The sequence below is a fragment of the Streptomyces sp. NPDC030814 genome, assembly GCF_055572155.1.
In genome coordinates, this window is record NZ_JBVIDX010000002.1 from 322,597 (window position 1) to 335,608 (window position 13,012).

General features: G+C 70.4%; 10 protein-coding genes. 3 read left to right on the forward strand and 7 right to left on the reverse strand.

What is annotated here, in order from left to right:
- Positions 1-14: 14 nt before the first annotated feature.
- Both ACZ43N_RS04910 and ACZ43N_RS04915 read right to left on the reverse strand, forming a co-directional pair.
- A complete protein-coding gene (locus tag ACZ43N_RS04910) occupies positions 15-2,201 on the reverse strand; it encodes an OmpL47-type beta-barrel domain-containing protein (RefSeq protein ID WP_468095510.1) in 2,187 nt (728 codons plus the stop codon).
- A 14-nt stretch (positions 2,202-2,215) separates the two neighbouring features.
- Positions 2,216-4,705 (reverse strand): ThuA domain-containing protein, encoded by a 2,490-nt coding sequence (locus tag ACZ43N_RS04915; protein WP_468095002.1) that lies wholly within the window; start codon positions 4,703-4,705, stop codon positions 2,216-2,218.
- 196 nt (positions 4,706-4,901) lie between these two features.
- Here ACZ43N_RS04915 and ACZ43N_RS04920 point away from each other — a divergent pair, with 196 nt between their 5' ends.
- Positions 4,902-5,903, forward strand: coding sequence for a multicopper oxidase domain-containing protein (locus tag ACZ43N_RS04920; RefSeq protein ID WP_468095004.1), 1,002 nt, complete (start codon positions 4,902-4,904; stop codon positions 5,901-5,903).
- Positions 5,904-5,960: 57 nt separating this feature from the next.
- Here the strand turns inward: ACZ43N_RS04920 and ACZ43N_RS04925 are convergent, their stop codons facing one another.
- Complete coding sequence (locus ACZ43N_RS04925) at positions 5,961-6,830, reverse strand: hypothetical protein (RefSeq protein ID WP_468095006.1); 870 nt, start codon at positions 6,828-6,830, stop codon at positions 5,961-5,963.
- Positions 6,831-6,984: 154 nt separating this feature from the next.
- On the opposite strand from ACZ43N_RS04925, the gene ACZ43N_RS04930 reads away from it, so the two are divergent.
- Complete coding sequence (locus tag ACZ43N_RS04930; RefSeq protein ID WP_468095008.1) at positions 6,985-8,055, forward strand: LacI family DNA-binding transcriptional regulator; 1,071 nt, start codon at positions 6,985-6,987, stop codon at positions 8,053-8,055.
- Positions 8,056-8,093: 38 nt separating this feature from the next.
- On the opposite strand, the gene ACZ43N_RS04935 is transcribed toward ACZ43N_RS04930, so the two are convergent.
- Entirely contained in the window at positions 8,094-9,314 is a 1,221-nt protein-coding gene (locus ACZ43N_RS04935; RefSeq protein ID WP_468095009.1) for a glycoside hydrolase family 64 protein, read from the reverse strand.
- A gap of 243 nt (positions 9,315-9,557) precedes the next feature.
- Positions 9,558-10,349 carry a VOC family protein gene (locus tag ACZ43N_RS04940; RefSeq protein WP_468095010.1) on the reverse strand — a complete coding sequence of 264 codons (792 nt, stop codon included), beginning with the start codon at positions 10,347-10,349 and terminating at the stop codon, positions 9,558-9,560.
- A 292-nt stretch (positions 10,350-10,641) separates the two neighbouring features.
- Between ACZ43N_RS04940 and ACZ43N_RS04945 the strand changes: the two genes are divergently transcribed.
- Positions 10,642-10,887: a WhiB family transcriptional regulator gene (locus ACZ43N_RS04945; protein WP_468095012.1), complete on the forward strand. Its 246-nt coding sequence runs from the start codon at positions 10,642-10,644 to the stop codon at positions 10,885-10,887.
- Positions 10,888-10,994: 107 nt separating this feature from the next.
- Here ACZ43N_RS04945 and ACZ43N_RS04950 read toward each other — a convergent pair whose 3' ends face one another.
- Both ACZ43N_RS04950 and ddaH read right to left on the reverse strand, forming a co-directional pair.
- Positions 10,995-11,972: an acyl-ACP desaturase gene (locus ACZ43N_RS04950; RefSeq protein ID WP_468095014.1), complete on the reverse strand. Its 978-nt coding sequence runs from the start codon at positions 11,970-11,972 to the stop codon at positions 10,995-10,997.
- A gap of 223 nt (positions 11,973-12,195) precedes the next feature.
- Positions 12,196-12,972, reverse strand: coding sequence for a dimethylargininase (gene ddaH, locus ACZ43N_RS04955; protein ID WP_468095016.1), 777 nt, complete (start codon positions 12,970-12,972; stop codon positions 12,196-12,198).
- Between the last annotated feature and the right edge of the window lie 40 nt (positions 12,973-13,012).

Sequence of the window (13,012 nt, forward strand, 5' to 3'; positions counted from 1 at the left end):
GGCACGAGCGGGCGCTACAGCTCCTTGATCCGGATGTCCCGGTAGGAGACCACGTCCGTCGTGCCGTGCACCTGGAGCCCGAGGTAGCCGGAGGCGAACCGCCGCCCGTCCGTGCCGGGGTCGTCCGGGCGGGGCGGGGCGAAGTCCTGGCCGCCGGTGTTGTCGAACTCGTTGATCAGCACCCCGTTGCGGTACACGGAGTAGTGCTGGTCGACCACGCGGATCTCGTAGTCGTTCCAGGTGCCCTTCTGGGTGACGCCCGCGCCGGCGAGCCCCACCCGGTCGAAGCCGTACACCGACCCCGTCTTGTACATGTCGCCGTCGGGCCGGTCCAGGACCTGCACCTCGTGGCCGTACTTGATGGCGACCCACTCCGGCCGCGACTCCTCCGGGTGCTCGTGCACCCACGGGAACCGCACGAAGACCCCGGAGTTGGCGTTGGACGTGCCGGGCGCGTCGTCACGCCACTGCAGGCGCAGCGAGAAGTCGCCGTACTTCCGCTCGGGGAACCAGAGCATGCCCAGGCCGGCCTTCGTCGTCCCGGACGTGATCGAGCCGTCGGCGTTGCGGGCGAACGAACCACCGCCCACCTGCTGCCACTTGGCGAACGACTCCGCCGTGCCGTCGAGGATCGTGCGGTAGCCCTCCGTCTGCCCCGGCCTGCCGATGCCGGACTCCGCCGCCGCCTCCTGCACCGCGTCGTACTCGCGCTGATCGACGACCCCGTCCTTCAGCAGCCTGTCGAGGACGGTGTCCACGTGCTTCAGGAACAGCGCGTGGGACGTCCACTCCTTCTCGTCCTCGATCAGCTCGTTGATACGGCACCGGTTGTTCGTGACCCGGTTCGGCACCCCGGAGTCGACCGTGCCGACGAACACCGTCAACCGCTCGTCGTACTCCGCGCAGTTGGGAGCCGGGACGCCGCCGCCCGCCGCGACCGTGAAGGTCACCGAGCGCGCCGGGGCGGTGTTGCCCGCCTTGTCGCTCGCCCGGTACGCCACCGTGTGCGTGCCCGCGCGGTCGACCACCACGGGGGAGGCGTAGGCGAGATAGGGGCCGCCGTCCAGGGAGTACTCGATCGCGGCGACACCCGATCCGCCGTGGTCCGTCGCGCTCACGGTGACCTTCGCGTTCCTGAGGTAGGCGCCGGCCGAGTTCCGCTCGCCCTCGACAGTCACCCCGGTCACCGGCGGCGTCGTGTCGGCGGCGGGCGGTGCCACGACCGTGAACCCGACGCTCTTGTCCGCCGAGACGTTGCCCGCCTTGTCCGTCGCCCGGTACCGCACCTTGTGCGTGCCGGCCTCGTGCACCATCACCGGAGCCGTGTACGGCCGCCAGGCGCCCGAGTCGTCGAGCGCGTACTCGACGCTGTTGACCCCCGAGCCGGTGTCCGACGCGGAGACGGTGACGGTGGCCATGGAGACGTAGTCGCCCTGCGGGTTGCGCTCACCGGTCACCGTCGCCGAGGTCTCCGGGGCGGTGGTGTCGTCGGTCGGCGGCGCGACGACGGTGAACTCCACGCTCTTCTCGGCCGCCGTGTTCCCCGCCCGGTCGACCGCCCGGTAGCGGACCTTGTGGTCTCCGACCCGGTCGACCACGACGGGCGTGGTGTAGGGCACCCAGGCGCCCGAGTCGCCGATCGCGTACTCGACCCGCTCGACCCCGGAGCCGCCCGCGTCGGTCGCGGTGACGGTCACGGTCGCCGAACCGACGTACGCACCCTGGGAGTTCCGGGTGCCGCTCACCGTCACCGCGGTCTCCGGCGCGGTGGTGTCCTCGCCGGTGCCCTCGGTGACCACGAGGATGCCCTGCATCTGTCCATGGCCGGGGATGGTGCAGTAGTAGCGGTAGCGGCCGGGGGTGAGCGTGACCTCGGCGGTGTGCCGGCCACCCCGGTCGTCGTTCGGGTTGGCCAGGACGTTCAGCGGGACGTCGTTGTTGTACTCGGGGTCCGAGACGTCGAACGTCAGGGTGTGCGGCATCCCCGTCGTGTTGCCGGTGGCCGTGCTGTTCTCGAACACGATGGTCGTCGCGCCCGCCACTGCTGTCCTGGGGGCGGTCGAGTACTGGGTGATGTCGTCGCCGGCGGTCCAGGTGAGCACCTGGGCCGCGGTCTCCCCGGCCGGCTCGGCACGCCCGGACGCGGGCGTCACAGTGAGGCCGAGCACCATCAGCAGGGCTGACACCAGGGTCGCCCACACGTGTCTTCTCCGCGTCACCGCGCCCTCCTCGCGAGCTGGCCGGCGGCCGGCGTGGGGCCGCCGCCCGTGTAGGTCACCCGCCACAGGGCGGACTTGGCGTCGGAGGTGAAGAATCCGCGCCCGTAGTCGAGGAGGTAGAGCGCTCCGTCCGGCCCGAACTTCCAGTCCATGAGGTTCTTGATGCCGTCGTTGCCGATCGGGATGATCCGTTTCAGCGTCTCGGCGTGGATCGGCAGTCCGCCGCCACCGTGGTTCTTCGGGTCGGTGAGCACGGCGTGCCGCGGCTGGTCGGCGTCGTAGAAGTCGCCGACGAACCACTTGCCGTCCCAGTAGGCGGGCCACTGGCCGGAGCCGGTCGCGGCGGGGTCGTAGCGGTAGACCGGCCCGTTCATCGCGGCCTGTCCGCCGCCCTTCAGCCACGGCAGCAGGTACTTGGCGTCCTCGTTCTTGTACGAGGGGATGCCGTTCGCGTCCCGTGGGAAGTCGGGGGCACCTCCCTGCGGCGAGTACCAGATGTTGTTGCCGGTCACCGGGGGCAGGTTGACGAGCCCGTCGTTGTTCGGGGACTCGTTCTTCGGGTGGTCGCAGTCGTACCAGCCCAGCGGCTTCGACGGGTCCGGCAGGTTGCGGTCCCGGTACGGCTGCTCATTGCCCATGCAGTACGGCCAGCCCCGGTTGCCCGCCTCGGTGATGACGGCGAACGTGTCGTACTTCGCCGGGCCCCAGGTCGTCGACGGCGCCGAGGCGTCCGGGCCGACCCAGCCCGCGTAGAGGACGTCGGTCTTCCTGTCGACGAAGATGCGCGCGGGGTTCCTGACGCCCATCACATAGATCTCGCCGCGGGTCTTCCCGCCGCCCTCGTCGGTCTCCTTCCCGGTGAAGAGGTTGCCGTCGGGCAGGGTGTACGTGCCGTCCGGCTCCGGGTGGATGCGCAGGATCTTGCCGTTGAGGTTGTTGGTGTTCCCGGCGGTGCGGCGCGCGTCGGCGAACGACACGCCCTTGTAGTTGGGCTGGGGGTTGTTGCCCGAGTAACCCGCGCTGAAGCCGCTGGAGTTGTTGTCACCGGTCGCGATGTACAGATTGCCCCGGGAGTCCCAGGCCATCCCGCCGCCCGCGTGGCAGCAGCTGTGGATCTGCACCGGCCACTTGAGCAGCACCTTCTCGCTGCCCGGGTTCAGCTTGTTGGTGGCGAGGTCGAGGGTGAACCGGGAGACGCGGCGCTCGGCCATCCGGGTGTCGCGGTTGATCCGCTCGTGGGGTGTGTAGTGCAGATACACCCAGCCGTTCTGCTGGAAGCCGGGGTCCAGCTCGATGCCCAGCAGACCTTCCTCGACCTTGATCAGCTCGTCGCCGCCGCCCTTGTTGCCGAAGACGGTGAGGTCGCCGGCCAGGGTGACCTGCCTGGTCCGCGGGTCGTAGACATGGATCTCGCCCTTGCCCTTGCCGATGTTCGGGTCGTTCCAGTCGGTGACCACCGGCTGCGAGGAGTCGGCGCCGCCGCGGCCGATGTAGAGGACGCGTCCGTCGGGGGCGGTGACCAGGCCGTGCGGTTCGCCGATCTGGTCGTTCTGCCCGGGCTGGTTGGGCCGGGTCAGCCGCTCCGCCTTGTAGTTCGCGTCGATCGTCGCCTTGCAGTCGGCACGGGTCAGCCGGGACGTCCACAGCAGGGCCCCGCGCAGATGCGCACGGAAGTCGGTCTCGTCGTACGCCGACACCGTCCCGCCCATGCCCGTGTAGAAGGAGCGGCCACCGTCGTAGTCTCGGCACCAACTCACGGGGTGGTCCCAGCCGTTGGCGCTCGCGCCCGGTTGATACGTCGACTCGCGCACCCGTGCCACGGTGTGCACGGCACCGGACGGGTTCTTCACCCAGTTGAGCCACCTGTCGGGTCGCTTCCACTGCACGGCCAGATCCCTGGTGGCCGGATGTCGCCGGTCGCCGACCTCGACGGTCGCGCGCTGCACACCGGTCGGGCTCGACGCGGCCGGGCGGGCGCCGATCAGTCCCGTGAACCAGTCCGAGTACGGCTCGGCGCGGGCCGCGTCATGGATGCCGACGAAACCGCCGCCCGCCTCCATGTACGCCTCCAGGCCCGCCTCCTGCTCGGGGTCGAGGACGTCGCCGCCGCCGGTGAGGAGGACCACCGTGTTGAAGCCGCTGAGGCGGGCCCCGTCGGTGAACACGGAGGCGTCGTCGGTGGCGACGGTCTCGAACCGCTCGGCCGCGGGCCCCGAGAGCCCGATCCGCTCGATCGCCTCGATCCCGGCGTTGACGAGCGGCGATTCCTCGCCGGCTGCCGCGGAGCCGTGGAAGACCAGCACCCGGGGGCCCGATCCGCCCGGGGGCGATGTGATCGACATCGTTGTCAGCGCGGGCTCCGGCGCCGGGCGGGCGTGGGCGGCGGGGCCCGACAGCAGCCCGGCGGCCAGGACCGAGGTGGTCACGGCGACCGCCCAGGGTCGTCTTCCCCGTGGTCGTGTGTCGCTCAACCCTCGTAAGTACATGGGCACCTCCTCGGTCACAGCCACAGCGCCAAGGAAGCTAGACCCCTTTGCATGGCACGCCAATACCTATGACCGGAATGCCACGAACTTTGTCCTGGGTGTGGAGAAACACCCGGGGGTGCCGCTACCGTCTCACGGGTTCGCCGCAGGCACACACGCGTCTTCATGAATGCCGTCTCCGCATGGGGGGTTCCGCATGGACGGAATGGACAGGCGAGGCTTCAACCGACGGTTGCTGCTCGGAGGCGCAGCCACCGCGACATCGTTGTCCTTGGCCGTCGACGCCGTCGGCGCCCCCGAGGCCGCGAGCGCCGACGCGGCGGCGAGAACGGCCCCCGCGGGCGGCGAGGTCAGACACATCAAGCTGTACGCCGAGAAACTGGCGGACGGTCAGATGGGCTACGGCCTGGAGAAGGGAAAGGCATCCATCCCGGGCCCTCTCATCGAGCTGAACGAAGGCGACACCCTGCACATCGAGTTCGAGAACACCGTGGACGTCCGGGCGAGCCTGCACGTCCACGGCCTGGACTACGAGACCTCCAGCGACGGCACCAGGCTCAACAAGAGCGACGTCGAGCCGGGCGGCACCCGTACGTACACCTGGCGGACCCACGCACCCGGTCGACGCAAGGACGGCACCTGGCGGGCGGGCAGCGCGGGTTACTGGCACTACCACGACCATGTCGTCGGCACGGAACACGGCACGGGCGGCATCCGCAAGGGCCTCTACGGCCCGGTCATCGTCCGCCGCAAGGGCGACGTCCTCCCGGACAGGACCGTCACGGTCGTCTTCAACGACATGCTCATCAACAACAAGCCGGCCCACTCCGGACCGAACTTCGACGCGACGGTGGGCGACCGGGTGGAGTTCGTCGTCATCACCCACGGGGAGTACTACCACACCTTCCACCTGCACGGGCACCGCTGGGCCGACAACCGCACCGGCCAGCTGACCGGCCCCGACGACCCCAGTCAGGTCATCGACAACAAGATCTGCGGTCCCGCCGACTCCTTCGGCTTCCAGATCATCGCAGGCGAGGGTGTCGGGGCAGGCGCCTGGATGTACCACTGCCACGTCCAGAGCCACTCCGACATGGGCATGGTCGGCCTGTTCCTGGTCCGCAAGCCGGACGGCACGATCCCGGGGTACGAGCCGCACGAGCACAAACACGAGCACAAACACGAGCACGCGCACTGACGCCCCGTCCGCACCCCGGACACGACCGCACGGACCAGCCACCCGGTGTGCCTCGCCTCAGCCTTCGCCGAGGTCCAGCACGCCCCACTCGGTGCTCGACCGCTCCTGGACGTAGATGCGCGGCCCTCGCGACACGACACGTCGCCGGCCGTCCACCGGGCTGCCGTCCGCGCGGGTGAGGCGGGTCGTGGTCAGGACGTCGACGGAGGTCTCGGCGAGCGAGGCGACGACCAGTCGGTCGCGGTCCTTGCGGTAGCCGCCGAAGAACGCGACGCGCTCCCCGTCCACGGCCACGCCCGACGCGCCGCTGACCCTTGTCGTCCGTAGCCGGAGCGGTTGGCCGTGCCGTACCTCCACCAGCGGGAAGCCGGTGTACGGATACACCCAGGCCGCTCGACGGGCCACGTTGAGCGCGTAGCAGTCGGCGATCCAGTCGGCGCCGGGCGGCGGGCTGTACTCCCACAGCGCCTCACCCGTGACGCTCCAGCGGCGGGCGCCGGCGGCGCTGAGGGGATCACCGAACACGCCCTCGTCGAAGTAGCCGATCCACAGGTCGCCGGACTCGTCGGTCAGCAGGTGCTCGACGGCGTCGCCGACGCGGAACGTCCAGGTGGGGCGCCCCAGCGCGTCGAAGACCTGGACCTGCTCGTCACCCGCCCGACTGCGCGTGTCAGCGACGACGAAGCCGCCGTCCGGAAGCGAGTCGACCTTGGGGTGGCGGGCCGACACCGAACTGAGCGCGGTCTCGTACGGGACGCCGTCATCGACGGTGACGACCACGGCGTCGTACGGTCCCTGCGGTGCTTCCGTGGGCGTCCGCAGCAGCCAGTGGGCACGGCCGAAGGCGTCGATCGTGCTGTGGAGGAGACGCAGACCGTGGTACGCGCGCGGCAGGCGGGCGTACGGGGCGAGGCGGTCAGGCGTCATGGGCCTTTCTCATGGTCATGACGTGATCCTCACGGACGGCCCCGGCCTGGTGCAACCGATTTCCGACAGACACCCTCACCCGGTCCGGGGAGCGCTCTCACGCCGCTATGGCCATGGTTATCCTGATCGGCAACCGCTCTTGAGGAGTCCTGAAGTGACCGAGGCAGTGTCGCGTCCCACATTGGAGGCCGTGGCCGCGCGCGCCGGAGTGTCACGGGCGACCGTGTCGCGCGTGGTCAACGGGGGCGAGGGCGTCCGCGAGCCACTGGTGGAGCGGGTGCGCAAGGCGGTCGAAGAACTCGGCTACGTCCCCAACCAGGCGGCGCGCAGCCTGGTCACCCGGCGGCACGACGCGGTGGCCGTCGTGATCGCCGAGCCGGAGACCAGGGTGTTCGCGGACCCGTTTTTCGCCCTCCAGCTCCGCGGCATCAGCAAGGAACTGACGGCGCACGACTCGCAGCTGGTGCTGCTGCTGACCGAGGGCCCCGAGGACCACGCGAGGGTAGGCCGGTATCTCGCGGGCGGGCACGTCGACGGGGCGCTCGTCTTCTCCCTGCACCTCGACGACCCGCTGCCGGGGCTGATTCACAACGCCGGTGTGCCGACCGTGTTCGGCGGCCGGCCCGGCTGGGGCGACGGCCCGCGCGCCGACGGCCCCACCGTCTACGTCGACAGTGACAACCGGGGCGGTGCCCGGGACGCCGTACGGCATCTGGTCGGTCTCGGCCGCACCCGGGTCGCTCACATCACCGGCCCCCTCGACCAGACCTCGGCGGTCGACCGCCTCGACGGCTTCCGCGACGTCATGGTGGACGCCGATCCCCGGCTGATCGTGGAGGGCGACTTCACCCCGGGAGGCGGCGAGCGCGCGATGCGCGAACTCCTCGACCGCTGCCCCGAGGTGGACGCGGTGTTCGCCGCGAACGACCTCTCGGCCTCCGGCGCCCTCCGTGTCCTGCGGGAACGGGGACGGCGGGTGCCGGAGGACGTCGCCGTGGTCGGCTTCGACGACATGCTGCCGGTGGCGGAGGGCGCCGACCCACCGCTGACGACGGTCCGTCAGGACATAGAGGAGATGGGTCGGTTGATGGCCCGGCTCCTGCTGCGCGGCCTGGAACGACGGGGACGGGACGAGGACCGGGGCCCGGGCCGGGACAAGGGCCTGGGCGGCGCACCGTCCAGTGTCGTCCTGCCGACGACACTGGTCCGACGCGCCTCCGCGTGAGCACGGGCCACCGCCGCTGAGGCGACGCCTGCCGACTGTCAGGCACCCACCGTCACCGTGAACCGGCGCGGGTTCCCGTCGTGCGCCGCCCCGGACACGTCCGGCTGCCCGTCGGGCCGCACGTCGTCGTAGGGGAACGCGTACCCGATGGGCGAGTTGGCGTGCACCACGCGGGACCAGTGGTTGGTCACGGTGCCGCGGTAGTAGTCGCTCGCCGTGGACCCGTTCGGCTGCGTGGGATGGGAGAGCATGAGCGAGCGGTTGAACCCGGCGGCGATACGGGCGAGGAGGGCCTTTTTGACGTCGGGGTCACCGGGGTCGTTGGCGAACGGGCCGTGGTTGCAGGTGAAGATGTCCTTCGAGGTGGGTCTGGCGAAGGAGTGGCCGCCGGGGAAGGTCAGCCGGTCGCCGCCGACCCGGCCGGTGAGCACGCCCCGGCCGCCCTGGAGATCGATCCTCAGGTCGGTCGAACGGTACTTGTCCCACACCTGGTTGATGTACGCGTCCCAGTAGGAGCGGAACGGCATCTCGTCCGGCCGGTCGAAGTACGGCGCCATCAGGTTCTGCGGCGAGATGACCCGCAGGACCCTGCCGTCGCCGCCCCGGATGACGAGCCGGTCCCACGGCTGTCCGTCCCTCGCCGCCTGGGCCACCAGGTCCGCGGCGATACGGTCGACCGCGCCACTCGGCAGCGGGGCCACGGTGTGCGGGGCGTCGCCCTCCAGGGTCAGGCCGATGGGGAGGGCCGTCACCAGGTCGACGTAGCTGATGTTGGCGAACAGCTGGGTGGGGTCGAACGTGAACTCGCAGAACGACCACGTCCTGCCGAAGTTCGGGTCGGCGGGCGCGGCGAACGCGGGCTCGACCAGCGCGGGGCCGGGGTTGAGGAAGAAGTCCAGGGTGCTGTCCCGCACGAAGTAGACGCGGGCGCCGAACATCTGGGGGAGGGTCAACACGACGGGGGCGGAGCCCGCCGGGCCGAGTGGGATGGCGCAGTCCACCGGCAGCGGTGTGTGCGGTGCCGGGGGCGAGGCCGGCCGGTAGACGCTGCCGCCCGCCCGCAGCAGCACCCAGGCGCCGGTCGACTGTTCGTGCCCGGTGACGTACGCCCGGACCGTGCCCGGCAACGAGGCGTTGCGCAGGGCGAGTTGGCAGGTGGTGGGAGCGGCGGCCCGGGCCGGGGAGCTGAGAGCGCTCCCAACGGCGGGTGCGCCGACGACGGTGGCGGCTCCGGCGAGGAACCTACGACGGGAGAGCATGGTGGGGCCTCCTGGGAGTGGGGAGTGGAGGCACAGGGGGTGGGGCCCCTGCTGTGTGCCCCCACTGTTCCCAGGGGATGTTGAGCCGTCAAGACTTATGACTGAGAGCGCTCTCAGATGTTTCCGGCGTTCAGGACTTGATTACGGCTCGTCATGCGGTCGACGCTGGGGGCGCCGAGAGCGGTGTCCGCACAGGTCGGAGCAGGCCGGCGCCGCTCTCACCGCGGACCGGTACCGGCGGTCTCACCCCTGCGGCGGCGCGCTCTTGATCACCGCGAAGCGAGCCCCGTACGGGTCCGTGAGCTTGGCGATCCGGCCTACGCCCGTCAGATCGGTTGCGGGCATACGGACGCCGCCACCGTGCTCCTGCGCCTTCCGTACCGTCTCGTCGGTGTCCATGACCTCGAAGTACGGCAGCCAGTACGGTTCGGAGTCCGCCTCGGTGGGGTCCTCGTCGAGTGGGACGAGGCCGGCGAACATGTCCTTCGGCTCCTTCCCGGCCGGGTTCACACAGGTGTAGCTGCCGCCCTCGAAGTCGATCGCCGAGGTCTCCCAGCCGAACACCGCGTTGAAGAACCCGGCGGCCGCGGGCAGGTCGGGGGTGTAGAGCTCCAGCCAGCACAGCGAACCCGGGTCCGTGACGACGTCGAGCCCCGTGGTGCGGCGGGGCTGCCAGATGCCGAAGGGGACGCCCGCCCGGTCGGCGAGGATGGCCATCCGGCCCTCCTGCGCCACATCCATGGGCTGCATCAGCACCGAGCCGTGCGCCTGCTCCGTCGCCTTGGCCGTGGCGTCCGCGTCCGGAGACTGGAAGTAGACGTTCCAGGACGGCGGGCCCTGCTCCGGTGGGTTCTGCATACCGGCGGCCGCGGTCCGGCCGCCGAGCTGGAAGAAGCCGTAGCCGCCCATCTCGGGGCCGGCCGACTTGAACCGCCAGCCGAAGAGGTGGGAGTAGAACGCGCCGGCTCCCTCGATGTCGGGGGTGCCGAGGTCGATCCAGTTCGGTGCGCCGGTGACATAACGGGTGGTGAGCATCCTGGCCCTCCTCCGAGAGGTCCTTGAGGGATCCCCCTGCCTTTGTGTCGAGTCTGGCACCGCCCACTGACAACCGCCGGGACGCTGCGACCGGGTTCGGCCGTAGGGGTGGCCGCCGGGCACGGGTCCGCCGCGGACGGGCGCGCATCCACCCGCGCCCCTCACCGTGCGCCCGCCCCTCCGCGCGCCGCCGTGCGCCGGAATGCTCCCGGCGGGGACCATGGAGGGCCCGGGACGCCGTGTTGATGCGACGTTGATCGAACGTTTTTCGTCGACCGGCACCATCCTGTCCATGCACATCGACACGATCACCCCGGTCGACATCGCCTGGCAGGAGCGGGCGCTGTGCGCGCAGACGGGGGCCGACTTCTTCTTTCCCGACCCCGGCAGCTCGGTGCGGGAGGCGAAGCGCATCTGCGGTATGTGCGAGATGCGCACCGCCTGCCTCGACTACGCCCTGGCCAACGACGAGCGCTTCGGTGTCTGGGGCGGCCTGTCCGAGAAGGAGAGGCTCCGTCTGCGCACCGGACGCGGCTGACCCGCATGCGGCGTCCGGCGGGACGGGCCGGTCCCACGACCCCTCGGGGCGGCGGACGGGGCGGACGGAGGCGGGGTGACCGGTCTCCGCTCACCCGGGGCGGGCGATCACGCCGTCGCGCGCGCCGCCATCCGGGCCTTGCGGGCTGCCAGCTTCTCGTCGAACTTGAGCGCCTCCGCGTCGAGGCCGTCCATGTAGAGGCCGAGTTCCTCCTGGGCCTTCAGGCCCTCGGGGCCGAGGCCGTCGATCTCCAGCACCCTGAGGAAGCGGAGGACGGGCTGGAGGACGTCGTCGTGGTGGATGCGGAGGTTGTAGACCTCGCCGATCGCCATCTGTGCGGCGGCGCGCTCGAAGCCGGGCATGCCGTGACCGGGCATGCGGAAGTTGACGACGACATCGCGCACGGCCTGCATGGTGAGGTCGGGGGCGATCTCGAACGCGGCCTTCAGCAGGTTCCGGTAGAAGACCATGTGCAGGTTCTCGTCGGTGGCGATACGGGCCAGCATGCGGTCGCAGACGGGGTCCCCGGACTGGTGGCCGGTGTTGCGGTGCGAGATCCGGGTGGCCAGCTCCTGGAAGGCGACGTACGCGACCGAGTGCAGCATCGAGTGCCGGTGGTCGTGCTCGAAGCCCTCGCTCATGTGGGCCATGCGGAACTCTTCGAGCTTGTCCGGGTCCACGGCGCGGGAGGCGAGCAGATAGTCGCGCATCACGATGCCGTGGCGGCCCTCCTCGGCGGTCCAGCGGTGCACCCAGGTGCCCCAGGCGCCGTCACGGCCGAACAGCGTGGCGATCTCGTGGTGGTAGCTGGGCAGGTTGTCCTCGGTCAGCAGGTTCACGACGAGGGCGATACGGCCGATCTCGGTGACCTTCGACTGCCCCTTCTCCCAGGCCTCGCCGTCCTCGAAGAGCCCGGGGAAGTTACGGCCGTCGCTCCACGGCACGTACTCGTGCGGCATCCAGTCCTTGGCGACCTTCAGATGCCGGTTGAGCTCCTTCTCGACGACTTCCTCCAGCGCGTACAGCAGCCGCGCGTCGGTCCAGTCGGAGGACGGGCTGCCGAGAAGGGGAGAAGTGATCGACACAGAGGCTCCAGGGGGACGACCGGGGATGAACATGTGTGCGGTCACGCGCGCGTGACCGAACCTACGGCATCGTAGGCTACGAATCCGTAGGTTACGAAGACGTAGGGGTTAAGTGCGTGGTAAAGACCCCTGATCAGCAAGCCCCTGCACGGTGCGTTCGCGTATGCCGAACAGCCCCTGGACGCGCAGGTCCAGGGGCTGAAGCGGTGAGGTGATCACCCGGTCAGGCGTACAGCTCCCGCAGCCGCACCGAGAGGCATGTCACACAGCCCTCCAGCTTCTCGAACTCGCTGATGTCGACCACGACGGGCTCGTAGCCGAGGTCCGCGTACAGCTCCGCGGTCTTCGGGGCGCTCGCCGCCATCAGCAGCTTGTCGCCGCCGAGCAGCACCACGTGCGCCCCGGCCTCCTCCGGCACCGGCAGGAAGCGCCCGAACAGCGACGGCGCGTCCATCTTCGGTATGTGTCCGACGACCGTGCCGTCCGGCAGCGCCGTGACCGCCGACTTCAGATGCAGCACCTTGCTCACCGGCACGGACACCACCCGCGCCCCGAGCGGCTCGAACGCCGCCCGCAGCTGCTGGACCCCGGCCGCGTTGGTGCGCCCGCCCCGGCCCACGAAGACGGTGTCGCCGACCTTGAGGACGTCGCCGCCCTCCAGCGTGCCCGGGTCCCAGACCCAGTTCACCGAGCAGCCGAGCGCGGCCACTGCCTCCTCGGTCCCCGCGGTCTCCTCCCGCCGGGACTCGGCGCCGGGGCGCGCGATCAGCGCAACGTTCTTGTACATGACCACCGTGTCCTCGACGAACACCGAGTCCGGGCAGTCGTCGGCCGGGTCCACCTCGATGGTCTCCCAGCCGTGTGTACGCAGGGCCTCCCCGTACGCCTCCCACTGCTCGACCGCGAGGTCGACGTCCACTTCCGTGCGTTCGACGTGCGTGACGAGGCCTTCTGCCAGGCGGGGGCTGGGACGACGGACGAGGGCCTTCTTGCTGGGCACGTGTGGGACTCCGAATCGAACGAGGGTGTTCCGGCGCCCG